General features: G+C 69.7%; 17 protein-coding genes and 3 pseudogenes. 4 read left to right on the top strand and 16 right to left on the bottom strand.

Annotation, left to right across the window (positions count from 1 at the left end):
• Nucleotides 1-2: 2 nt before the first annotated feature.
• Entirely contained in the window at nucleotides 3-1,028 is a 1,026-nt protein-coding gene (locus IPK81_22535; GenBank protein ID QQS12246.1) for a 2-hydroxyacid dehydrogenase, read from the bottom strand.
• Between the two features lie 40 nt (nucleotides 1,029-1,068).
• A complete protein-coding gene (locus IPK81_22530; GenBank protein QQS12245.1) occupies nucleotides 1,069-1,944 on the bottom strand; it encodes a DMT family transporter in 876 nt (291 codons plus the stop codon).
• Nucleotides 1,945-2,057: 113 nt separating this feature from the next.
• On the opposite strand from IPK81_22530, the gene IPK81_22525 reads away from it, so the two are divergent.
• The gene (locus IPK81_22525) at nucleotides 2,058-2,996 is read left to right on the top strand and encodes a sugar kinase (GenBank protein ID QQS12244.1); all 939 of its coding nucleotides are present in this window, start codon (nucleotides 2,058-2,060) and stop codon (nucleotides 2,994-2,996) included.
• Nucleotides 2,997-3,000: 4 nt separating this feature from the next.
• On the opposite strand, the gene IPK81_22520 is transcribed toward IPK81_22525, so the two are convergent.
• The 5 genes from IPK81_22520 to IPK81_22500 all read right to left on the bottom strand — a co-directional run bounded on the left by IPK81_22520 (nucleotide 3,001) and on the right by IPK81_22500 (nucleotide 6,929).
• A complete protein-coding gene (locus IPK81_22520; GenBank protein ID QQS12243.1) occupies nucleotides 3,001-3,981 on the bottom strand; it encodes a sterol desaturase family protein in 981 nt (326 codons plus the stop codon).
• Nucleotides 3,982-4,006: 25 nt separating this feature from the next.
• Entirely contained in the window at nucleotides 4,007-5,050 is a 1,044-nt protein-coding gene (locus IPK81_22515; protein QQS12242.1) for a beta-propeller fold lactonase family protein, read from the bottom strand.
• Between the two features lie 142 nt (nucleotides 5,051-5,192).
• Nucleotides 5,193-5,858 (bottom strand): bifunctional 4-hydroxy-2-oxoglutarate aldolase/2-dehydro-3-deoxy-phosphogluconate aldolase, encoded by a 666-nt coding sequence (eda, locus tag IPK81_22510; GenBank protein QQS12241.1) that lies wholly within the window; start codon nucleotides 5,856-5,858, stop codon nucleotides 5,193-5,195.
• 1 nt (nucleotide 5,859) lies between these two features.
• Nucleotides 5,860-6,591 carry an SDR family oxidoreductase gene (locus tag IPK81_22505; protein ID QQS12240.1) on the bottom strand — a complete coding sequence of 244 codons (732 nt, stop codon included), beginning with the start codon at nucleotides 6,589-6,591 and terminating at the stop codon, nucleotides 5,860-5,862.
• Nucleotides 6,592-6,668: 77 nt separating this feature from the next.
• Nucleotides 6,669-6,929: a UxaA family hydrolase gene (locus IPK81_22500; protein ID QQS12239.1), complete on the bottom strand. Its 261-nt coding sequence runs from the start codon at nucleotides 6,927-6,929 to the stop codon at nucleotides 6,669-6,671.
• 220 nt (nucleotides 6,930-7,149) lie between these two features.
• Here IPK81_22500 and IPK81_22495 point away from each other — a divergent pair, with 220 nt between their 5' ends.
• Nucleotides 7,150-7,944, top strand: a complete 795-nt coding sequence (locus IPK81_22495; GenBank protein QQS12238.1) for a DUF4394 domain-containing protein — start codon at nucleotides 7,150-7,152, stop codon at nucleotides 7,942-7,944.
• A gap of 96 nt (nucleotides 7,945-8,040) precedes the next feature.
• Nucleotides 8,041-8,847 (top strand): RNA methyltransferase, encoded by an 807-nt coding sequence (locus IPK81_22490; protein QQS12237.1) that lies wholly within the window; start codon nucleotides 8,041-8,043, stop codon nucleotides 8,845-8,847.
• Here the strand turns inward: IPK81_22490 and IPK81_22485 are convergent.
• Both IPK81_22485 and IPK81_22480 read right to left on the bottom strand, forming a co-directional pair.
• Nucleotides 8,804-10,726 (bottom strand): annotated as a pseudogene (locus IPK81_22485) (TRAP transporter permease). The gene IPK81_22490 and the pseudogene IPK81_22485 overlap by 44 nt on opposite strands.
• A 215-nt stretch (nucleotides 10,727-10,941) precedes the next feature.
• Nucleotides 10,942-11,898: pseudogene (locus tag IPK81_22480) on the bottom strand (TAXI family TRAP transporter solute-binding subunit).
• 217 nt (nucleotides 11,899-12,115) lie between these two features.
• On the opposite strand from IPK81_22480, the gene IPK81_22475 reads away from it, so the two are divergent.
• Nucleotides 12,116-12,712: a DUF4337 domain-containing protein gene (locus tag IPK81_22475; GenBank protein ID QQS12236.1), complete on the top strand. Its 597-nt coding sequence runs from the start codon at nucleotides 12,116-12,118 to the stop codon at nucleotides 12,710-12,712.
• Between the two features lie 19 nt (nucleotides 12,713-12,731).
• Here IPK81_22475 and IPK81_22470 read toward each other — a convergent pair whose 3' ends face one another.
• The 7 genes and pseudogenes from IPK81_22470 to IPK81_22440 form a co-directional block, all read right to left on the bottom strand.
• A complete protein-coding gene (locus IPK81_22470; protein ID QQS15222.1) occupies nucleotides 12,732-13,451 on the bottom strand; it encodes a Sir2 family NAD-dependent protein deacetylase in 720 nt (239 codons plus the stop codon).
• A 71-nt stretch (nucleotides 13,452-13,522) separates the two neighbouring features.
• A pseudogene (locus IPK81_22465) lies at nucleotides 13,523-14,316 on the bottom strand (ABC transporter ATP-binding protein).
• Between the two features lie 68 nt (nucleotides 14,317-14,384).
• Nucleotides 14,385-15,635 (bottom strand): ABC transporter substrate-binding protein, encoded by a 1,251-nt coding sequence (locus IPK81_22460; protein ID QQS12235.1) that lies wholly within the window; start codon nucleotides 15,633-15,635, stop codon nucleotides 14,385-14,387.
• Between the two features lie 30 nt (nucleotides 15,636-15,665).
• Nucleotides 15,666-16,733, bottom strand: a complete 1,068-nt coding sequence (locus tag IPK81_22455) for a branched-chain amino acid ABC transporter permease (GenBank protein ID QQS12234.1) — start codon at nucleotides 16,731-16,733, stop codon at nucleotides 15,666-15,668.
• Between the two features lie 19 nt (nucleotides 16,734-16,752).
• The gene (locus IPK81_22450) at nucleotides 16,753-17,649 is read right to left on the bottom strand and encodes a branched-chain amino acid ABC transporter permease (GenBank protein ID QQS12233.1); all 897 of its coding nucleotides are present in this window, start codon (nucleotides 17,647-17,649) and stop codon (nucleotides 16,753-16,755) included.
• A gap of 15 nt (nucleotides 17,650-17,664) precedes the next feature.
• Complete coding sequence (locus IPK81_22445; GenBank protein QQS12232.1) at nucleotides 17,665-19,605, bottom strand: AMP-binding protein; 1,941 nt, start codon at nucleotides 19,603-19,605, stop codon at nucleotides 17,665-17,667.
• Complete coding sequence (locus tag IPK81_22440; GenBank protein ID QQS12231.1) at nucleotides 19,602-20,420, bottom strand: ABC transporter ATP-binding protein; 819 nt, start codon at nucleotides 20,418-20,420, stop codon at nucleotides 19,602-19,604. The genes IPK81_22445 and IPK81_22440 overlap by 4 nt, the downstream gene beginning before the upstream one ends.
• Nucleotides 20,421-20,714: the final 294 nt, after the last annotated feature.

Raw genomic sequence — 20,714 nt, 5'->3', positions numbered from 1 at the left:
CCTCAGGTGACCGGCGTCAGCAGCCGCCGTTCCGAAAACCACGCCGCCAGATTGTCGACCACCAGCTGGCCCATCGCGCCGCGCGTCTCGTGCGTGCCGCTGGCGACGTGCGGCTGGATCACGACGTTGTCCATCGCGAACAGCTCCGGCGCGGCGTTCGGCTCGTCGGCGTGCACGTCGAGCGCGGCGGCGCCGAGCTCGCCGGATGCCAGCGCGGCCACCAGCGCCCTCTCGTCGACCACGCTGCCGCGCGCGATGTTGACAAGCGTGCCCTTGGGTCCGAGCGCGCGCAGCACGGCGGCGTCGACCAACCCGGCGGTGTCCGGCCCGCCCTTGCAGGTCAGCACGAGGAAATCGACCTCGGCCGCCAGCGTCGACAGATCGGCGACGTAGGGGTGCGGCACGCCGGGCTTCGGCCTCGGTCCGTGCCACGACACCTTCATATCGAAGGCGCCGCACAGCTTCGCGAAGGCGCTTCCGATCGCGCCCATGCCGACCACGCCGACGCGCTTGCCCCGCGCCCGCGTCGTCAGCGGATACATGTCCTTGCCGTCGCGGCGGTAGTCGCCGCGGCGCACGTAGGCGTCGGCCTGCGGGATGCGCCGCGCCGCGGCCAGCAGCAGCGCCATGCCGAAATCCGCGACCTCCTGGGTCAGCACGTCCGGCGTGTTCGACACGCCGATGCCGCGCGCCCGGCAGGCCGCCAGATCGATGGCGTCGACGCCGACGCCGTAGGACGCGACCGCCTCGAGCCTCGGCAGCCGCGCGATCAGATCGCCCTTCACGCCGGTCGCGCCGGTGGTGGCGAGACCGCGCACGCGGTCGGCGACCGACGCCGCGAACGCCGCCGGATCGGCGGCCTCCCACAGGCGGTGCACGGTGAAACGCTCGTCGAGCGCGGCCATCGCGCTGTCGATCAGCGGCACGACCAGAAGGATGTCGGGCTTCAAGCGTCCTCTCCCCGTCGCCGCCCCGCTTCCGGCGGGGCCGTTGGCGCCGGTCGCCGCCGGCGCGGTTTGGCGCAGCATTCCACCATCCGGAGCGCGACGCCAGATCGCCGTGCGGCCGCTAGGCGCCACCGCCGCGCACGACCCGCTCGCGGTACATGATGAACAGGCCGCTGGCGACGATCAGGGCCGCGCCGGACAGCATCCAGCCGTCGGGCGTGTCGCGCCAGATCAGCCAGCCGAACACGATCCCCCAGACGATCTGCGTGTAGTGGAACGGCATCACCACGGAGGCCGGCGACAGCGCCAGCGACCGGTTGTTCAGGACGTGTCCGCCGGTCGACACCACGCCCATGATCGCGATCAGGACCGCGGTCGTCCAATCGATCGGCCGCCAGAAGAACGGCGCCGCCAGCGCCACCGCCAGCAGGGTGCCGCCGACATGCCAGGCGATCATCGGCACCGGTCCCGCGTCGCGCAGCAGACGCGTGAGCAGCGTCACCCCCGCGTACACCACCGCCCCGGCCAGCGCGATGAGATGCGCCATCGACCCCTCGGCGCCGCCCGGCCGCATGACCAGGACCACGCCGACGAAACCGACGGCGACGGCGGTCCAGCGCCGCCAGCCGACCCGCTCGCCGAGGATCGGCACCGCCAGCGCCGTCGTCAGGATCGGGGACGCCTGGTAGATCGTCAGCGTGTCGGCCAGCGGGATCAGCGGCACGGCGGTGTAGAACAGCGCCAGCTCGATCAGGATCAGCGCGCCGCGCAGCGCGTGCAGGCCGATACGCGGCACCGCCAGCGCCCGCAGCCAGCCATAGGCGTGGACCCGCGGCACGACGATCAGCGCGGCGCCGAGATTGCGGATGAACAGGAGCTGGATCAGCGGGCAGAGCGCGGCGACGTGCTTGGCCAGCGCGTCGTTGGCCGAGAACACCAGCATCGCCAGCAGCATGTAGGGGACGCCGGCCGCCGCGCCGCCCGCGAACATCGACACCGCGTCCCCCCTCCTCGCGGCGCGCCATTGCCGTGCGGCGCGCGCTTCTGTTACGCCATCGGTACCCGTCGCCGGACGGGTCCGCAACCACCACCGCCACCGGAGCGCGCCGAATGGCCAAAGCGACGCCCGACCTCGTCTGCCTCGGCGAGCCGATGGTCGAGTTCAACCAGACCGAGCCCGGCGGCACGCGCTGGCTGCAGGGGTTCGGCGGCGACACCTCGAACGCCGCCATCGCCGCGGCGCGGCAAGGAGCGTCGGTCGGCTACGTCACGGCGCTGGGCCGCGACGCGTTCGGTGACCTGTTCGTCGAGCTGTGGACGCGCGAGGGCGTCGACCACGCCGGCGTGGCGCGGCGCGACGACGGCCACACGGCGGCGTATTTCGCCACCCACGCCGCGACCGGCCACAGCTTCTCGTTCCTGCGCCGCGGCTCGGCCGCCAGCCTGATGGCGGCCGCCGATCTGCCGGCGGCGTTTCTCGCCGGCGCCCGGATGCTGCACCTCTCCGGCATCAGCCAGGCGATCTCCGCCACGGCCCGGGACGCGGGGTTCGCCGCCATCGACATCGTCCGGCGCGCCGGCGGCCGGATCGCCTACGACACCAATCTGCGGCTCAAGCTGTGGAGCATCGACGCGGCGCGCGAGACGATCCACGCCGCCATCGCGCGCTGCGACATCGCCCTGCCCAGCTTCGACGACGCCACCGCGTTGACCGGTCTGGCCGACGCCGACGCGATCGCCGATTTCTATCTCACGCTGGGTCCGTCGCTGGTCGCGCTGAAGCTCGGCGCCGCCGGCGCCCTGGTCGCCACGCCGCGGGAACGGCGGCGGATCGCACCGCGGCGGGTCGACGCGGTGGACGCCACCGGCGCCGGCGACACCTTCGCGGGCGCGTTCCTGGCGCGCACGCTGGCCGGCGACGATCCGTTCGCGGCCGCCATCTACGCCAACGCGGCGGCGGCGTTGTCGACGACCGGCTTCGGCGCCGTGGCGCCGATCCCGCGCCGCGCCGACGTCATCGCCGCGCTGGAGCGCCGCGACGGCGTCTGACGCCCTACTCGGCCGGCGCCCGCACCGCGCGCGGCCGCACCATGGCGATCAGCGCGCGGCCGAGCCGGGCGAAGCCGGCGACCTGCTGGCCGATCCAGCCCTTGCCGTTGTCGGCGTCGGCGGAGTCGTCGACCCCGGTCGGCCGCGGCTTGTAGTCGTAGACGGCGGTGCGGAACAGCAGGTCCCAGACCGGCAGGACCGTCCCGAAATTGCGGTCGTGGATATGCGGTTCCGCCGGGCTGGCCATGGCGTGGTGCGTGCGGTGGAACCACGGATCGACGACGACCTTGTCGAGGTAGCGCCCGAAGCCGAAGCGCAGGTTGATGTGCGAGAAACTCTCGATCAGCCGGCCCAGCAGCAGGATCATCACGAACTGGCCGGGCGCGACGCCGATCGCGAGCGCGACGAACGCGAAATACAGCGACGTCAGCAGGTCGTCGAGGACGTGGTTGCGGTCGTCGGACCAGCACGTCATCTGGCGCTGGCTGTGGTGCAGGCTGTGCAGCGCCCACCACCAGCGGAATCCGTGCTGCATGCGGTGCAGCCAGTATCCGGCGAAATCGTAGACGAGGAAGTAGATCGCGAACAGCAGGAGCGGCTTGTCGCGCAGCCAGGGGACATGCAGCTCGATCGTCGGCATCACGAGCCCGTGCTCGCGCACCGCGTCGAGCAGCAGGTCGTTGAGATCGTAGAGGACGAGGAACACCAGAAGCGGCATGACGCCGAGCTTGTTCAGGAGGGTGTAGACGACGTCGACCCGCGCCAGCTTGTGGTCCGGCCACCGCTCGGCGGGCGCCAGACGCTCCAGCGGCATGAACACGCAGGCGATCACCGCGATCTGGACGACGCCGAGCATGACGATCTCGACCAGCGCCGGCGCGTCGTCGAGGAACGTCATCAGCCCGAGCTTGAAGAGCGCGGGATTGACGATCGTCTCCAGGATCCAAGCCTGGACCTCGATCCAGAAATCCAGCAACCAGCGCATCGCGCTCTCCGTGCCGCGGGGCCGCCTACTGGCGGCCCTTTTCCTCGGCGGTGCGCGCCGGCGGCGCCTCCGGCGGCGCGTCGCGCGACCGCGACACCGTATGCGGGCCGTTGAGGTAGAGGCCGTGCGGCGAACGGCCGACGTTGACCGTGCCGACCACCTTGCGGGTCGCGAGATCGACGACCGCCACCTTGCGGCGCCAGCGCAGCGTGACCCAGATCTGCTTGCCGTCGGGCGTGAAATCGAGATCGTCCGGCCCGCCGGGGACCTTGATGGTGTCGACCAGCTCGAGCTTCTCGACGTCGATCACGCCGATGGTGCCCTCGATCCGGTTGGAGACCATCACGCGCTTCGGATCCGGCGTCCGAAAGAGGTTGTGCGCGCCCCGGCCCGTCGTGATGCGCTTCACGACCTCCTTCCGCGCCATGTCGACGACGACGACGGCGTCCTCGCCCGTCAGCCCAACCAGCAGCCGCTTCTGGTCCGGAAGGACGAAGATCCCCGCCGGCGAATCGCCGACGTCGAGACTCCACATGATCTCCTGGCGCTCCAGCGACACCGCAGCGACCTGGTTGGAGCCTTGGACTGTGAAATAGACCGAAGAGCTGTCCTTGCTGAAAGCCATGTGGCTTGGCAGCGTGTGCAGCGCGATGCGCTTCACCAGCTTGAAATCCTTCGCCTCGTATATGTCCACGTGGTTCATGCGGAACGCCGCGGTCACGAACCATTTCCCGTCGGGGCTGAACCCGAGCTGGTAGGGGTCGAGGATGTTGCGGATGCGCTTCCGCTCGACCGCGGTGACCGGATCGAGGAACACCAGCTCGTTGGTCACCGTCGACGCGACGATCAGATCCTTGCCGTCCGGCGTGAGGATGAGGTGGTGCGGTTCACGTCCGAGCGGGCGCCTGTCGACCTCCTGCATCATGAGACGGTCGACGATGCTCATCGACGCTTCTTCGGAGTTCAGTATGATGGCGACCGGCGGATCGGCCGCGACCGCCGAGCCACCCGTGGCGCAGACAAGGACGCCGGCCGCCCATAGCGCCCGCCAGAACCCACGCCCGGTCATAGATGAGTCGCTCCGGTCAATTTGCACCGGCGACGCCCGCCGGACCAAAATCGGGCCTTTACATGACACAAGACGCCGATTCACGCCACCGTGACGCTGGCTTCATTTTCCCGGCCGCGTCCTCCGCCGGCATTGACCGGCGTCAATCCACCGCCCCCACGGCGCGCGTCAAGGCGGCGGCGGCGGCGGCGAGCGCTTCGATACGGGGCCAGTCGCGGGCGCCGATCGCGGACGCTGGAGCGGGCCACGATCCCCCCACACAGGCCACGTTCGGAAGCGCGAGATAGGCGGCGGCCGTGCGGTCGTCGATGCCGCCGGTCGGACAGAACCGTAAATCCGGCAAGGGGCCCGCGATCTGCCGAAGCGCATCCGTTCCACCCGCCGAGGCCGCGGGAAAGAACTTGAGGTACCTGTAGCCCCGTTCCGCCAACTCCATGGCCTCCGAGACCGTCGCCACCCCGGGCAAGTAGGGCAGATCTACCGCCCGGGCGGCGTCGAGCAGCGCCGTGGTATGACCGGGACTGACCGCGAACTGAGCGCCGGCTCGCTGCGCCTCCGCGAACTGGCTTGGCGCCAGCACGGTGCCGACCCCCGCGATGGCCTCCGGCACCTCGGCCACGATCGCCCGTAGCGCCTCCAACGCGCCATCCGTCCTGAGGGTGATCTCCAGCACCCTCAGTCCGCCGGTGACCAAGGCCCGCGCCACCGGAACGCCGTCCTCGGCTCCGGACAGCGTCAGGACCGGGATGACTGGCGCCTTGGCCAGGACGGCGCCGATATCGCGCGCGGCGTGCCGGCCCGCGGCCATGTCATACGCTCCAGCCGCCGTCGATCACGTGCGTCGTACCGGTGGTGAAGGCGCTCTCGTCGCCGGCTAGATAGACCGCCAGAGCCGCCACCTCGTCCGGCGTGCCGAACCGGCCGCCGGGCTGGCGGGCCTTGAACATACTGGCGTCCCCGCCCATCGCCGCGATGCGGTCGTCGAGCGACGGCGTCTGGATGGTTCCCGGACAGATCGCGTTGCAGCGCACGCCCTGCTTCACGAAATCGGCGGCGACCGACTTGGTCAACCCGACGATGGCGGCCTTGGTCGTGCCGTAGATGAACCGCAGCGGCGCGCCCTTGTGCGACGACGCCGCCGAAGCGACGTTGACGATCGAGGCGCCCCGGCCGGACTCCAGAATCGCCGGGAGGAACGCCTGGATCGTCCAGAACATGCTGCGGACGTTGAGGTCGAAGGCGAACTCCCACTGCTCGTCGGTGGCGTCGAGCACGGTTCCGTGATGGACGAACCCGGCGCAGTTGAAGAGAACGTCGACCGGCCCGGTGGCCCGCGCCAGAACCCCGATGGCGGTCTTGTCGAGCACGTCCAGCCGCGACGGCCGTATCCCGGCGACGCCGCCCAGCGCGCGCGTCAGCTTGTCGATGTCGACATCGGTGGCGAACACCTCGGCGCCCTCGCGCGCGAAGGCCCGCGCCGTGGCCTCGCCGATCCCCTGCGCCGCCGCCGTGACGACGCACTTCTTGCCTCGGAGCCGCATGCGCTTGCCTCCCCCCCCGTTCGGCGCGATCCTAGAGCGGAACGCGCGGCGGGGGAATCACGCCTCCACGGCGGAAATCAGCCGGTATTGGTCGAATCCAGCGGCGCTCCGACCGCGATGTCGGCCGTCGCGCGGCCGATCGTCGTGCCGTACTTGACGAGCGGCTCCCCGGTCTCGATGCGCCGCGCGGCGAATTTGCCGCCCACGGGCAGCGTCCGGGGAACGGCGATCTCACGGCCATGGATGCGCACGGTCTCGCCCGCCTCGATCTCGTGGATCGCGACCGCGACATTGTCGCCGGGCGCGAGTTGAAGGATCCGTGAGTCGCCGTCCGCCATGTCGATCTGGCCTCGTCGCGGGATTTCGAACGCGGCCGGTCAATAGCGGACCGCATGCAGGCTTGCACGCGCTTTATCGCCGCCCGCCGGCCGTCGCGCCTCACACGATCCTCCCGCGCCGTGACAAGGGCGTGAGCCGGTCATCCCCCGGCGGCGGCGGCGCGTAGACCGAACAGCGACGTCCCCTGGGCGCGCGACACCGAGAGAACCGGAGGGATCCATGACAAGCAGACCGACCCACGTGATCGCCGCCATCACGATCGCCGCCGCCGGGCTGGCGGCGGCCCCGTCCCTCGCGGCGACCCTCGTCGGCCTCGCCGACGGCAAGAGCCTCGTCATCATCGACACCGACGCCCGCAAGGTGACGCGCACCGTGCCGGTGACCGGCGCGGGACCCCTGGTCGGTATCGACGTGCGCCCGGCCGACGGCATGCTCTACGGCGTCACCGCCGACGGCAAGGTCGTCACCATCGACACCCAGACAGGGAAAGCCACCGAGAAATCCACGCTGAAGACGATGCTGCCCGCGGGCGCGCACGCGACCGTCGACTTCAATCCCGTGGCCGACCGTCTGCGCATCATCGGCAGCGAAGGCACGAATCTGCGCGCCAACGTCGACGACGGCGGCGTCATCACCGACGGCGCGCTGAAATACGCAGCCACCGACGCCAACAAGGACGCGAAACCGGCGATCCGCGCCGGCGCCTACGTCAACTCGTTCAAGGGCGCCAAGGAGACGACGCTCTACGACATCGACGGCGCACTGGGCGCGTTGGCGCGCCAGGCGCCGCCGAACGACGGCGTCCTCAACACGCTCGGCGCGCTGGGCGTGGTGACCACCGGCGGTATCGGCTTCGACATCGAGTCCGACGGCAACGGCGGCAACCGCGCGTGGCTGCTGGCCGGCGGCATGCTGCACAGCGTCGACATCGTCAGCGGCAAGGCAACCGCGGGCGCCAGGATCGAGGGCCTGCCGGCGAACGTCACCGACATCGCGGTTCGGCCAACGAAGTAGCCGGCCCGCGCCGGCCTACGCCACGACGCCGGCGGACCACCGCCGGCGCCGTCGATTCACGCTATGCTGCGGCCATAGAAGGCGATGGCGGAATCGATGGCGCGACGCGGCGGACAGTACCTCGGCAATCATCAGCGTAGCTGGCTGTGGGGGCGCAACCTCGTGCTCGAAACCTTGCGCGCGGGACGCTGGCCCGTCCTCGAGGCCTGGATCGCCGACGACGTCGCTCCTGCGCCAGCCACGGACTACCGCCGGCTCGCGGCGGCGCTCGATCTCCGCGTCGACACCGCGCCGCGCGCCCGGCTGACGAATCTCTGCGGCGCCGACGACCACCAGGGTTTCGCGATCCGCGTCGGCCCCTACCCTTACGCGACGCCGGCGGACCTGCGTTACGCGGCGCGGACGCCGGGCCTCTGGCTCGCGCTCGACGGCGTGATGGATTCGTTCAACCTCGGCGCCGCCCTGCGCTCGGCGGAGGTGTTCGGCGTCGACGGCGTGGTCCTCGGCGCGGCAGGCCAGACCGGCGTCAACAGCCAGGCCGCGCGCAGTTCGGCCGGCGCCGTCAACCGCCTGCGGATCGTGCGAGTCGACGATCTCGCGGCGGCGTTGGTGGCGCTGCGCGCCGATGGCGTGGCCGTGGTCGGCACCAGCCTCGACACCGACTCCACGCTCGACGCCGCGCCGCTCGACGGCCCCCTCGCGCTGGTGGTCGGCAACGAGGCGCGCGGATTGTCGCCGGAGACGGCGGCGGTGTGCGACCGGATCGTGAGGATCCCACAGGACGGCGCCTCGAACTCGCTCAACGTCGCGGCCGCGACGGCCGTCTGCCTCTACGAGATCCGGCGCCGGCGGCGCGCCCTCACGCCGGCGCCGGGCGGCGCCACGCGACCATCTGGCGGATGAACACCGGCGTCGCCATCGCCAGGCCGGCGAGCGTCGCGGTCATGCTCGGGGCGACGACCGGCAGAGAGGCCAGCCCGATCAGCCAGCATTCCCACCGCGCCATCCGCGCCAGCATGAAGCCCGAGAAGGCGGCCGACAGCATGGTCACGCCGACGAGGCAGCCGAACAGCGTGCTGGCGAACTCGCCCCACGAGAATCCGGGAACCACCAGCAGCAGCGTCGGCGAGTAGACGAACACGAACGGCACCAGCGCCTTGCCGAGCGCCAGGCGGAACGCGGTGTTGCCGGTCTTGAACGGGTCGGCTCCCGCCATGCCCGCCGCCGCATAGGCGGCCAGCGCCACCGGCGGGGTGATGTCGGCCAGGACGCCGTAGTAGAAGACGAAGAAGTGGCTCACCAGGTCGGGCACGCCCATCATCTTCAGCGCCGGCGCCGCGACCGCCACCATGATGATGTAGGTCGACGTCGTGGGGATGCCGCAGCCCATGACGATGCAGATCACCGCCACCATCATCAGCGTGAAGAGCAGCACCAGCGCCTGCTCGCCGCCGGCGTAGCCGAACACGCCCGCGACCGCCGCGACCGGGCCCGAGCACGCCAGCGCTTTGGCGGCCTCGACCGTGACATGGGCGAATTTGAAGCCCACGCCGCTCAGCGTGACGACGCCGATGATGATGCCGACGCAGGCGGCCGCCGCGCCGACAGCCAGCGCGTACTTCGCGCCGACGATGAAGCCGTCCACCAGCTCGCCCCAGTGCAGCCGCCGCGCCTTGTTGAGCCACCACAGCGCCAGCAGCAGGCCGACGCGAGATAGGGCGTGAAGCCCGAGAACAGCACGGCGAGGAGGCCGAAGAGCGGATCAGGGTCGGCCAGTCGCGCCGCAGCGATTGCCGGAGGTTCGGCAGCTCCTCCGGCGCCAGGCCGCGCAGGCCCTGCTTCTTGGCCTCGAAGTGCGTCTGCACGAAGACGCCGAAGAAATGCATGAAGGCCGGCAGGATCGCCGCGATGATGATCGTCTGGTACGGCAGACCCAGGTACTCGACCATCAGGAATGCGGCGGCGCCCATGACCGGCGGCGTGATCTGCCCGCCGGTGCTGGCGGTGGCCTCGACGCCGGCGGCGAAGTGCCTCTTGTAGCCCAGCCGGTTCATCATCGGGATGGTCAGCGAGCCCACGGTGACGGCGTTGGCCACGGAGCTGCCGGAGATCATGCCGAACAGCGCCGAGCCGAAGATCGCCACCTTGGCCGGACCGCCCGCGAAGCGCCCGGCGACCGCCATCGCGACATCGAGGAACAGCTGGCCCAGCCCGATGCGCATGGCGAGCACGCCGAACAGGACGAAGTGGAACACGTATGTCGCGACCACGCCGACCGGCACGCCGTAGAAGCCGTTGCTGCCGAGATAGAGGTGCTCGATCAGGTGCGCCCATGACGCGCCGGGGTGAACCAGGATGCCCGGCATCCATGGCCCGACCAGCGCATAGACGATGAAGACGCTGGCGATGATCACCAGCGCCCAGCCCATGGTGCGCCGCGTCGCCTCGAGCACGGCAACGATCAGCACCGAGCCCATGATCACGTCGAGGACCAGCCGGTTGCCGACGCGGAAGGCGAGATCATGAAAGACGAGCGAATGTCGAGCGCCGCGATGACCGTGGCGGCCATCAGCAGCCAGTCGAACAGCGGCACGCCGCCGGGCGAGAGCGCCGAGGACGGCCGCGCCTTGGCCGCCTTGCGCCTGACCAGCGCGAAGACCAGGAAGATCAGGCCGATGACGAAGGCCATGTGGATGCCGCGATGCGTCGTCTCGCGCAGCAGCCCGAAGCCCGCGGTATAGAAGTGGAAACAGGACAGCGCGAACAGCAGGCCGGCGACGATCCACGACGCCGGCGGCAGGATGGGGCGAGCGGGCGGAAGCCGAACTCCCGATCCAGCTCTCCGCCTTGAGGTCGATGTCGGCCGTCTTCAGGATCGAGATCTGATGCGCCATGCCGTCCTGGGGCCCGTCCCGGCCCCTGAGCAGCGACGGACCCCGTCCCGAACGCGGCGCCGTCCCTCGGGTCTCCCAGGGGTCGCGCCAGGCGATCCGCGCCCTACTTCAGGACGCCCTTCTCGCGGTAGAACCTCTCCGCGCCGGCGTGCAGGGGGATGCCGAGGCCGACGGTCGCCTGCGCCAGCTGGATCGACTTGCCCTTGGCGTGGCCGGCGTCGAGGAGCTGGCGCGTCTTGTCGCTCCACAGCGCCTGGACGATGCCGTAGACCAGCGCGTCGGACTGCTTGGACGAGGTCAGCCACAGGGCGTTGACGCTGACCGTCTTGGCGCCCTTGACCCCTTGTAGGCGCTCGTCCGGGATCGCATCCTGGGCGAAGAACGGGTAGCTCTTGAGAGCAGCTTGTCGACCGCCGGCCCTTCGATCGGGATCAGCTCGATGCCCGAGGTCGCAGCGAGCTCGGCGATCGCGCCCTGCGGATAGCCGGACACGCTGATGAAGGCGTCGATCGCGCCGTCCTTGAGCTTGTCGGCGGATTGCTGCGGGCTTCAGGTACTCGGCGCGCACGTCCTTCTCGGTCATTCCGTGCGCGGCGAGGATCAGGCGGGCGTCGACCAAGGTGCCCGAGCCGGGTTCGTCGAGCGACAGGCGCTTGCCCTTGAGGTCGGTGAAGGAGCGGATGCCGCTGCCCTTGCGGGCCACCAGGTGGAAGCTCTCGGGATAGAGCCGCGCGATCGCCCGCAGGGACTCGACCTTCGGCTTGCCCTCGTAGATGCCGGTGCCGCTATGGGCCCAGAACGCCACGTCGGACTGGGAGAAGCCCGATTCCAGGTTGCCGCCGTTGATCGCGTTGACGTTGCCGACCGAGCCGTTGGTCGCCACCGCGCTGGCCGACAGGGTCGCCGTCGACACCGAGTTGGCGATGATGCCGCCGATCGGATAGTAGGTGCCGCCGGTGCCGCCGGTGCCGATGCGGAAGAAGGCCTGCTGCGCCGAGGCGCCGGTGGCGGCGAGGCCGAACGCCGTCGCGCCGCCAAGCATCAGGGTCCTGCGTTGCATGAATCGCTCTCCAATCATTGGGCGCGCGGGCCGGCGTTCCGCTTCCCGGCGGGGTGCCGCGACCGTACCGCCGGCTCCGGAGCGCGGCAAGGCGGCGTGGACGGATCCGGACCGCGCCGAGCCATCCACAAGGCGTCATTGAACCGCCACGCCGGCCCGTTCATATAGGCGCCGACCACCCCGCCAACACCGCCTAGCCAGACATGAGAGAGCAGCCATGGCCGGACACGGACACGCCCCGCACGAGCAGGCCGAGCACGCGGAGCACCACGGCGCCAGCAACAAGACCATCGCGCTCATCATCTCGGTCCTGGCGTTGATGCTCGCGATCTCCGAGACGCTCGGCAAGGCGGCGCAGACCCAGACTTTGGCGTCGAACATCGAGGCGGCGAACCTGTGGGCGTTCTTCCAGGGCAAGACCGTGCGCCGCACGACGGTGCTGGTCGCCGCCCAGGAGATGGAGACGATGATGCACCACCAGACCGATCCGGCGGTGAAGAAATCGATGCAGGGCCGGATCGACCGCTGGCGCGCCGAGGCCGCCCGCTGGGAGAGCGAGCCGGAGACCAACGAGGGCCGCAAGGAGCTGATGGCGAGGGCGCAGGCGTCTGAGCGGAAGCGCGATCTCGCCGAGGCGCGGCACCACCACTACGAGGTCGCGTCGGCGGCGTTCCAGATCGCGATCGTGCTGGCGTCGGCGACAATCATCACCGGCATGGCCGCCCTGACATGGTTCTCGCTCGGCCTCGGCGGCGTCGGCCTGGTGTTCACCGCGATCGGGCTCTTCATCCCGAAGGCCGTCCACCTGTTCTGAGCCGGCCGCGCGGCGGCCGTCAGTTGACGCCGACGACGCGGCTCATCGTCGGGCCGATCTCGTCGTGGATGACGAGGTCGGCGAGCCCGTCCTGGTCGGTCGGTTCGCGGTTCAGGATGACCAGCTTCGCGCCGTTGCGCTTGGCCATGACCGGGAATCCCGCCGCCGGGTAGACGACCAGCGAGCTGCCCAGCACGACGAGCAGGTCGCAGGCCATCGCCGCCTCGCGGGCGCGCGCCATCTCGACCTCGGGCATCGACTGGCCGAACGAGATCGTCGCCGTCTTCACGATGCCGCCGCACTTCACGCATTCCGGCAGCGTCTCGCCGTCCTCGAACAGCGTCCGCACCCACTCCAGCTCGTGCCGCTCGCCGCAATCCAAGCATGACGCGTAGGTCGCGTTGCCGTGCAGCTCGATGACCTTGGCGTCGGGCACGCCCGAGGCCTGGTGCAGCCCGTCGACGTTCTGCGTGATCACCGCCGACATGCGGCCGTCCTCGACCAGGCGCGCGAGCGCGCGGTGGCCGGCGTTCGGCGTCGCGGCGCGCATCACGGCGTCGCTGGCGAACTTGCGCCGCCAGGACTCGCGGCGGGCGTCCTCCGAGGCGATGAAATCGCCGAAATCGATCGGTTTGTACCGCGTCCAGATGCCGCCGGGCGACCGGAAGTCGGGGATGCCCGATTCCGTCGAGATGCCGGCGCCGGTGAACGCCACCATCCGCCGCGCCTCGGAGACCATGCGTTTCAGATCGTCGGCCGCGCCCATCGCCCCCTCCGTCCGGACCCGGGCGGGATTGGACACCGGCTCCGTCAGGAAAGCCAGCGCTTGCGCCGCTTGTAGTGCTTGACGTCGCGGTAGGATTTGCGCGCGCCGCCCTCGTTGAGCCCCAGGTAGAACTCCTTGATGTCGGAGTTCGACCGCAGCTGCTCGGCGTTGCCTTCGAGGACGATGCGGCCGTTCTCCATGACGTAGCCGTGGTCGGCGATCTCGAGCGCCACCGTCGCGTTCTGCTCGACGAGGAGCACCGTCAGCCTCTCCTGCGCGACGAGCCGCTTCACGATCTCGAATATCTCCTCGATCAGCAGGGGCGCCAATCCGAGGACGGTTCGTCGAGCAGCACGACCTTCGGCGCCGACATCAGGGCGCGGCCGATCGCCAGCATCTGCTGCTCGCCGCCCGAGAGGTAGCCGGAGAGCTGCCCGCGGCGCTCGCGCAGCCGCGGGAAATAGCCGTAGACGAGCTCGATCCCGCGGCGGACCTGCGCGAAGTCCCGGCGTATGTGCCCGCCAGCCACGAGATTTTCCTCGACGGTGAGGTGCTCGAAGACCCGCCGGCCCTCGAACACCTGCACCAGTCCGAGCCGGGCGATGTCGAAGGCGCGCATGCCGTCTATCCGCGCGCCGGCCAGCTCGATGCTGCCCTTCGTGACCTCGCCGCGCTCGCTGCGCAGCACCCCGGAGATCGCCTTCAGAGTCGTGCTCTTCCCGGCGCCGTTGGCGCCGAGGATCGTCGTGATCGTGCCCTCGCGGACCCGCACGGAGATACCGCGCAGGATCAGGATGACGCCGTCGTAGACGACCTCGATGTTGTTGAGCGCCAGCATGTGACCGCCGTGTCGGTGCGGGAGGGAACGGGGCGGCGCCTCGGCGCCGCCCCGGCCGGGCGAGGCCGCTACTTCTTGGCCTCGGCCGCGAGGTGCTTGTTGATGACGTCGCGGTAGGCTTGGAACCACTCCGTCGACTTCACAAGCTTGCCGCCCTTGACCGTCCAGACCTGCGTCCAGCCGCCGCCCTCGTGGTCGGCCCGGGTGATCTCCATCGGCGGCACGAGCCCATCGAGCGTGAAGCCCTTGACCTTCTCCATGCCGTTGCGGACCTCCTCGCCGGTCGGCACCGCGCCACCCTTGGCCTTGATGGCGTTGCGCGCGGCCTCGACGTGCAGCGCCGCGATCAGGATCCCGCGGTTGTAGAGCACCGTCGAATCCATCTCCTTCGGCGGCGCCTTGCCCTGCGCCTTGTACATATCGAGGATCTGCTTGTGGACCGGATACTCCTTGCCGACGCCGGCGAACTGGATCGTGTTGTAGCCCTCGGCGAACCCCATGCCGCCGGCCGCCTGGATGTCGGCCTCGGAGCTGCCCCAGACGAACGCCACCACCTTGCTGAGCGGGAAGCCTTTGCCCTTCAGCTCCTTGATCGAGACCGACGGCGAGCGGCCGAACAGGTGGGTGATCACGAAGTCGGGCTTGAAGCGCCCCGTGATGTCGAGGATCTGCGCGCCCATCTCGACGCCCGGGGCCGGCACCGCGAACGTGCGGAGCTCGAAGCCCTCGGCCTTCGCCAGATCCTCGAGGATGACGAGCGGCTCCTTGCCGGCCGGGTTGTCGTAGAACAGGTAGGCGATCTTCTTGCCCTTGAGGTTGCCCCCGAGGCGGTCCTTCGCGAACTTCACCGCGGCGGTCGCCTGCGACCAGTAGCTGGCGGCGATCGGGAAGACGTAGGGATACCGGTTTCCGTCGGCGGCGGCGGCGGTGCCGAATCCGGGCGACGTCCCGAGTATCTTGTCCTCCTCGAGCTTCTTCGTGAGCGCCGCGGTGTGCGGGGTGCCGTAGAGCCCGGTCAGGATCGCGCCCTCCTTCTTGAAGCGCTCGTGCGCCTCCATCGCCGGCGGCACCTTGTACTCGTTGTCGACCTCGAGGACCTTGATCCGGTATCCCTCCACGCCGCCCTTGCTGTTCACCAGGGCGATGTAGTCGTGGTAGCCGGGACACAGGAACACGCCGACGGTCTGCGTCGCGCCGGTGCGGTCGCAGTGCAGGCCGAAGACCAGTTCCTTCTGCTGGGCGTGCGCCGCGCCGCCCCCGGCGACCAGCGCGCCGGCGGCAGCCGCCGCGGCGATCCACCGCCTCGATACCGTCTGCATGAGAGCCTCCCTTTGCTGATTCGCCGTCCCCTAGTGGGAGAACGGCCAGACCCGGAAGTAATTCCGGATATTGCGCCAGAGCCTGTTCAGGCCTTCCGGCTCGACGACCAGGAACACGATGATGAGGCCGCCGAACAGGATGAGCCGGAGCGCGGAGATGATCGCCGGCAGCTCCGCGTCCGAGAAGAAGTAGCCGCCGAAGGATTCCATGATCGTGCGGATGACGATCGGCAGCAGCGTGACGAAGGCGGCCCCGAGGATCGTGCCCAGAACCGACCCCAGCCCGCCGATGATGATCATCGCGAGGTAGTCGATCGAGACGACGATCTGGAACTGCTCGTAGTTCGCGATGCCGAAGTAGTACGTGTAGAGGACGCCGCAGACCCCGGCGTAGAACGACGAGATCGCGAACGAGACCAGCTTCCAACGGAAGATGTTGATCCCGATGATCTCGGCGGCGATGTCCTGGTCCCGGATGGCCACGAAGATGCGGCCGATCCGGCTGCGCACCAGATTGAGCGTCGCGACGATGGACACCACGGCGAAGAACAGCAGGAAGAAGTAGAGCTGTCGCGGGGTCTTGAGCTCGTACCCGAACAGGTCCGGACGCGGCACCTCGATCGACGCCTGCGCGCCACCGGAGATCGCGGGAACGTGGTTGATCGTCCACTCGATGATCAGCTGTCCGGCCAGCGTCGCGATCGCCAGGTACAAGCCCTTGATCCGCAGGCTCGGAATCCCGACGAGCACGCCGATCGCCGCCGCCATGAGACCGCCGAGCGGCAGGGTTATCCAGAACGGCAGGCCGAACTTGACCGCGAAGTTCGCGGCCGTGTAGGCCCCGACCGACATGAAAGCGGCGTGTCCGATCGATATCTGGCCGGTGTAGCCGACGAGGATGTTGAGGCCGAGCGCGCCGACGATCGCGATGAACACCAGATTGATGATCGAGAGGTAGTATTCGTGCAGCGCGATCGGGGCGACGACCACGAACAGCAACGCGATCGCGGCCACCGTCCACCGCGCGACCGGCAGCGGATAGAGCGCCATGTCGGCCGCGTAGGTCGTCTTGAAGATGCCGGACTCTCGATGGAACATCTGATCGTACCCCCCGGCCCTAGACGCGCTCGATCTTGCGCTTGCCGAATATTCCGTAGGGCCGGAACATCAAGGCGACGATCATGAGGACGTACGGCGCGAAATCCTTCGTGCCGCCGCCGACGTACGGATCGAGATAGCCGGCGGCGAGGCTCTCGACGATGCCGACGATCAGGCCGCCCACGACGGCGCCGACGATCGAGTCCAGCCCGCCGAGGATCACCACGGGGAACACCTTGAGCCCGACCAGCGCGAGATGCGTGTCGACGCCGAGCATGCCGCCCCACACGATGCCGCCCAGCGCCGAGACGACGCCGGCCATCGCCCACGCGAGGGCGAAGTAGCGCTCGACGTTGATGCCCATGGCCATCGCCACCTGCTGGTTGTCGGCGACGGCGCGCATCGCCACGCCCATGCGGCTCTTCAGGAAGAACCACGAGAAGACGCCCAGGAACACCAGCGAGACCACGATGCCCACGGCCTGGACCTGCGGCAGGGTGGCCGGGCCGATGGCGATCGGCTCGTCGCCGATCGGCAGCGGCAGCGCCCGGGTCTCGGCGCCGACAGTGATCGGCGGAAGCCCGCGCAGGATCGCCGCCAGGCCGATCGTCGCCATGATCACGGCGACGATGGGACGGCCGAGGAGCGGCCGCAGCACGACGCGCTCGAGGCCGAAGCTGAAGCCGACCATCACGGCGATGGTCGCGAGGGCGGCGCCGACGAACGGCATGCCCTCGAAGGCGACGAACACGGCGCCGGCCAAGCCGGCGAGCATCACGAACTCGCCCTGCGCGAAATTGATCGCGTCCGTCGCCTTGTAGACGAGGACGAAGCCGAGCGCGATCAGCGTGTACATCAGGCCGATCGACACGCCGTTCAGCACGAGCGCGAAGAAGAACCCCATATCCTCGGACAAGGCGATACCCTCCCGTCAGGCGGCGCGGCGGTCGCCGGCGGCCGGCGGCACGTCGTGGATGTCGATCGTCGACGACAGCGCGCTCTTGCGGCCGTCCTCGAAGGTGATCTCGGTGGTCACGTCGACGCTGGAGGCGCCGTTGTAGAAGGCCTCGATGACGCCCGCGTACTTCTCCGCGACGAACCGGCGGCGCACCTTGCGCGTGCGCGTCAGCTCCGCGTCGTCGGCGTCCAGCTCCTTGTTCAGCAGGAGTATCCTGCGGACCTGGGCGGCCTCCGGCAGGGTGCGGTTGATCTTGGCCAGCTCCTCGAGCACCAGCCCGGCGACCTCCGGCTTGCGGCTGAGGTCCATGAAGCTGGTGTAGGCGAGGTTCCTGCGCTCCGCCCACGGACCAACGGTGCCCATGTCGATGGCGACCATCGCCGCGACATGCGGCCGCTGGTCGCCGAAAGCGACGGCTTCGCGGATGAACGGGCTGAACTTCAGCTTGTTCTCGACGAACTGCGGCGCGAACGGCGTGCCGTCCGCGAGCTTCCCGACGTCCTTGGCGCGGTCGATGATCACGACGTGCCCGGATGGATCGACGAAGCCCGCGTCCCCGGTCCTCAACCAGCCGTCCGGCGTGATCGTCTCGCGCGTGACGTCGTCCTGCTTGAAATAGCCCTGGAAGACGTTCGGTCCCTTGACCAGCACCTCGCCGCGGTCGTCGATGCGGACCTGCACGCCGGGCAGCGGAGGGCCGACCGTGTCCGGACGGGCCTGCGCGTCCGGCTGGCAGGCGATCAGGGCGGAGGCCTCGGTGGCCCCGTACACCTGCTTCAGGTTGACGCCGAACGAGCGGAAGAACCGGTAGGTGTCGGGACCCAGGGGCGCACCGCCCGTGTAGGCGGTGCGGTTCCGGCGCAGGCCGAGCTGGTCCCGCACCGGACCGTAGACGGCGAGCTCGCCTACGGCGCAGACGAGGCGCAACCCGAACGGAACGGCCTTCCCGTCGGATTCGAGGAGCTGCCGCCGCTCGGCCGCCGCCCGGAAACGCTCGAACACGGACCGCTTGAGCGAAGAGGCGTCGCCAGCCTTGATCTGGATGTCGGTCAGCATGTTCTCCCAGACCCGGGGCGGCGCGACCAGGCCGGTCGGCCCGATCTCTCGCAGGTCGCGCTGGACGCTCTCGGGCCCTTCCGGACAGTTCGCGATCGCCCCGACCGTCAGTCCGAGGCCGACGGTGAACTCGGTGTCGCCGACCCAGGCCATCGGCAGATAGGCCAGCCAGTCGTCCCCAAACCGGATCCCTTCGGCCTGTGCGAACCGCTCGGCCGTCCCGACCATGTTGGCGTGGGACAGGATCACGCCCTTCGGATTGCCCGTCGTGCCCGACGTGTAGGCGATCATCGCGATGTCGGAGGCCGTGCCGCGGGCGACGTGGGCGGCGAACGCCTCCTCGCCGCCGGCGAATTCGCGCCCGGCCGCCTGCACCGCCCCGAACGACCTGATGATCGGATCGTCCTGGTAGGCGCCCATGCCCCGCGGGTCGTCGTAGACGATCCAGCGCAGGTTCGGCAGCTGCGCGCGCAGGGACAGGATCTTGTCGACCTGCTCCTGGTCCTCGGCGACCACGACGGACACCTCGGCGTGGTTCAGCACGTAGACGATCTCGCTGGCGATCGAGTCCTGGTAGACCGGCACCGGGACGCCGCCCACCGCCTGCGCCGCGAGCTGGGCCCAGTAGAGGCGCGGTCGGTTGTCGCCGACGACCGTCAGCTTGTCGCCGCGCGCGAACCCGAGCGCCTCGAGGCCGAGCGCGAATTCCCGCACCTCGCGGGCGTAGTCCGCCCAGGTGTGGGTCTGCCAGATCCCCCTGTGCTTCTCGCGGATGGCCGGCGCCGACGCCCATTGGCGCGCGTTGCGGAGCATCAGCTTCGGCAGCGTGTCGGTTTCCCGCGAATCGAGGAGGCTCATGCCCGGGCGCTTCCCTTCGACGTGCCGAGATAGGCCTCGACGACCCTCGGATCGCGCTGCACCTCGGCCGGCGTGCCGCCGCCGATCCGCCGGCCGCGGTCGAGCACCACCACGTGGTCGGAGATGTCCATCACCACGCCCATGTCGTGCTCGATCAGCACGACGGTGACGCCGCGCTCCTGGTTGACGTCGAGGATGTAGCGCGCCATGTCCTCCTTCTCGTCGGTGTTCATGCCGCCCATCGGTTCGTCGAGCAGCAGCACCTTCGGCTCGAGCGCGAGCGCGCGACCGAGCTCGACCCGCTTGCGCAGGCCGTACGACAGGGCCGCCGTCTGCTGCTTGCGCAGGTCCTCGAGCTTGAGGAACTCGATGATCTCCTCGCAGCGCGCGCGGTGCTCGATCTCCTCGCGGCGCGCCGATCCCCAGTAGATGGCGCTCGCCACCACGCCCGACCTCATGCGCACGTGGCGTCCGAGCATCAGGTTGTCGAGGACCGTCAGGCCGCTGAACAGCGCGATGTTCTGGAACGTGCGCGCGACGCCCAGCGCCGCGATCTCGCTCGGCCGGCGCGGCGTGATGTCGACGCCGTCGAGGCGGATCTCGCCATTGTCGGGCTTGTAGAATCCCGAGATCATGTTGAGCAGCGAGGTCTTGCCGGCGCCGTTCGGCCCGATCACCGACAGGATCGAGCCGGTCGGGACCTCGAGCGAGACGTCCTCCACGGCCGTGACGCCGCCGAACTTCTTGGACGCGCCGCGCACCGTGAGGATGTGCGGCGTCACGCCGTCGGCGCGCTGCGGCGCCGCGCCAGACATGCGGCTCAACCCCGCCGCGCGCCGGCCGCGCACGATGCGGCCAGGACCGTGGCCATGCGTTCAAGATGCAACGCGGAACCCTCCCGATACGCCTCCTCCCGCGGTTCGGCGCTTGTGTCCGGCGATATCCAGCCGTCCGCGCCTTAACCCGCAGCGGCGCCGTACCCGGAGCCGCCGCGCGCATCATGTACAACGCCATCCCCGATGGCAACCGCGCCGCGCCCTTGCCTCAGGCGCCGCCGCGGTCGAAGATCGAAGGTGTCGGCGCCGGCCGCCGTCGACGCCACGGGGGGG

Source organism: Rhodospirillales bacterium (assembly GCA_016699855.1).
Taxonomy (GTDB): Bacteria; Pseudomonadota; Alphaproteobacteria; order Reyranellales; family Reyranellaceae.
Note: the sequence above shows the minus strand (reverse complement) of the source record. Positions and strands in the feature narration are given on the sequence as shown.

Bases quoted from the DNA above. Each gene is read 5' to 3' on its own strand.
- IPK81_22490 (QQS12237.1), top strand. From the start codon at position 8,041: ATGGCGCGACGCGGCGGACAGTACCTCGGCAATCATCAGCGTAGCTGG.
- IPK81_22505 (QQS12240.1), bottom strand. From the start codon at position 6,591: ATGCGGCTCCGAGGCAAGAAGTGCGTCGTCACGGCGGCGGCGCAGGGG.
- IPK81_22475 (QQS12236.1), top strand. From the start codon at position 12,116: ATGGCCGGACACGGACACGCCCCGCACGAGCAGGCCGAGCACGCGGAG.
- eda (QQS12241.1), bottom strand. From the start codon at position 5,858: ATGGCCGCGGGCCGGCACGCCGCGCGCGATATCGGCGCCGTCCTGGCC.
- IPK81_22515 (QQS12242.1), bottom strand. From the start codon at position 5,050: ATGACCGGGCGTGGGTTCTGGCGGGCGCTATGGGCGGCCGGCGTCCTT.
- IPK81_22440 (QQS12231.1), bottom strand. From the start codon at position 20,420: ATGTCTGGCGCGGCGCCGCAGCGCGCCGACGGCGTGACGCCGCACATC.
- IPK81_22520 (QQS12243.1), bottom strand. From the start codon at position 3,981: ATGCGCTGGTTGCTGGATTTCTGGATCGAGGTCCAGGCTTGGATCCTG.
- IPK81_22535 (QQS12246.1), bottom strand. From the start codon at position 1,028: ATGCTGCGCCAAACCGCGCCGGCGGCGACCGGCGCCAACGGCCCCGCC.
- IPK81_22460 (QQS12235.1), bottom strand. From the start codon at position 15,635: ATGCAGACGGTATCGAGGCGGTGGATCGCCGCGGCGGCTGCCGCCGGC.
- IPK81_22445 (QQS12232.1), bottom strand. From the start codon at position 19,605: ATGAGCCTCCTCGATTCGCGGGAAACCGACACGCTGCCGAAGCTGATG.
- IPK81_22470 (QQS15222.1), bottom strand. From the start codon at position 13,451: ATGGTCTCCGAGGCGCGGCGGATGGTGGCGTTCACCGGCGCCGGCATC.
- IPK81_22455 (QQS12234.1), bottom strand. From the start codon at position 16,733: ATGTTCCATCGAGAGTCCGGCATCTTCAAGACGACCTACGCGGCCGAC.
- IPK81_22525 (QQS12244.1), top strand. From the start codon at position 2,058: ATGGCCAAAGCGACGCCCGACCTCGTCTGCCTCGGCGAGCCGATGGTC.
- IPK81_22495 (QQS12238.1), top strand. From the start codon at position 7,150: ATGACAAGCAGACCGACCCACGTGATCGCCGCCATCACGATCGCCGCC.
- IPK81_22500 (QQS12239.1), bottom strand. From the start codon at position 6,929: ATGGCGGACGGCGACTCACGGATCCTTCAACTCGCGCCCGGCGACAAT.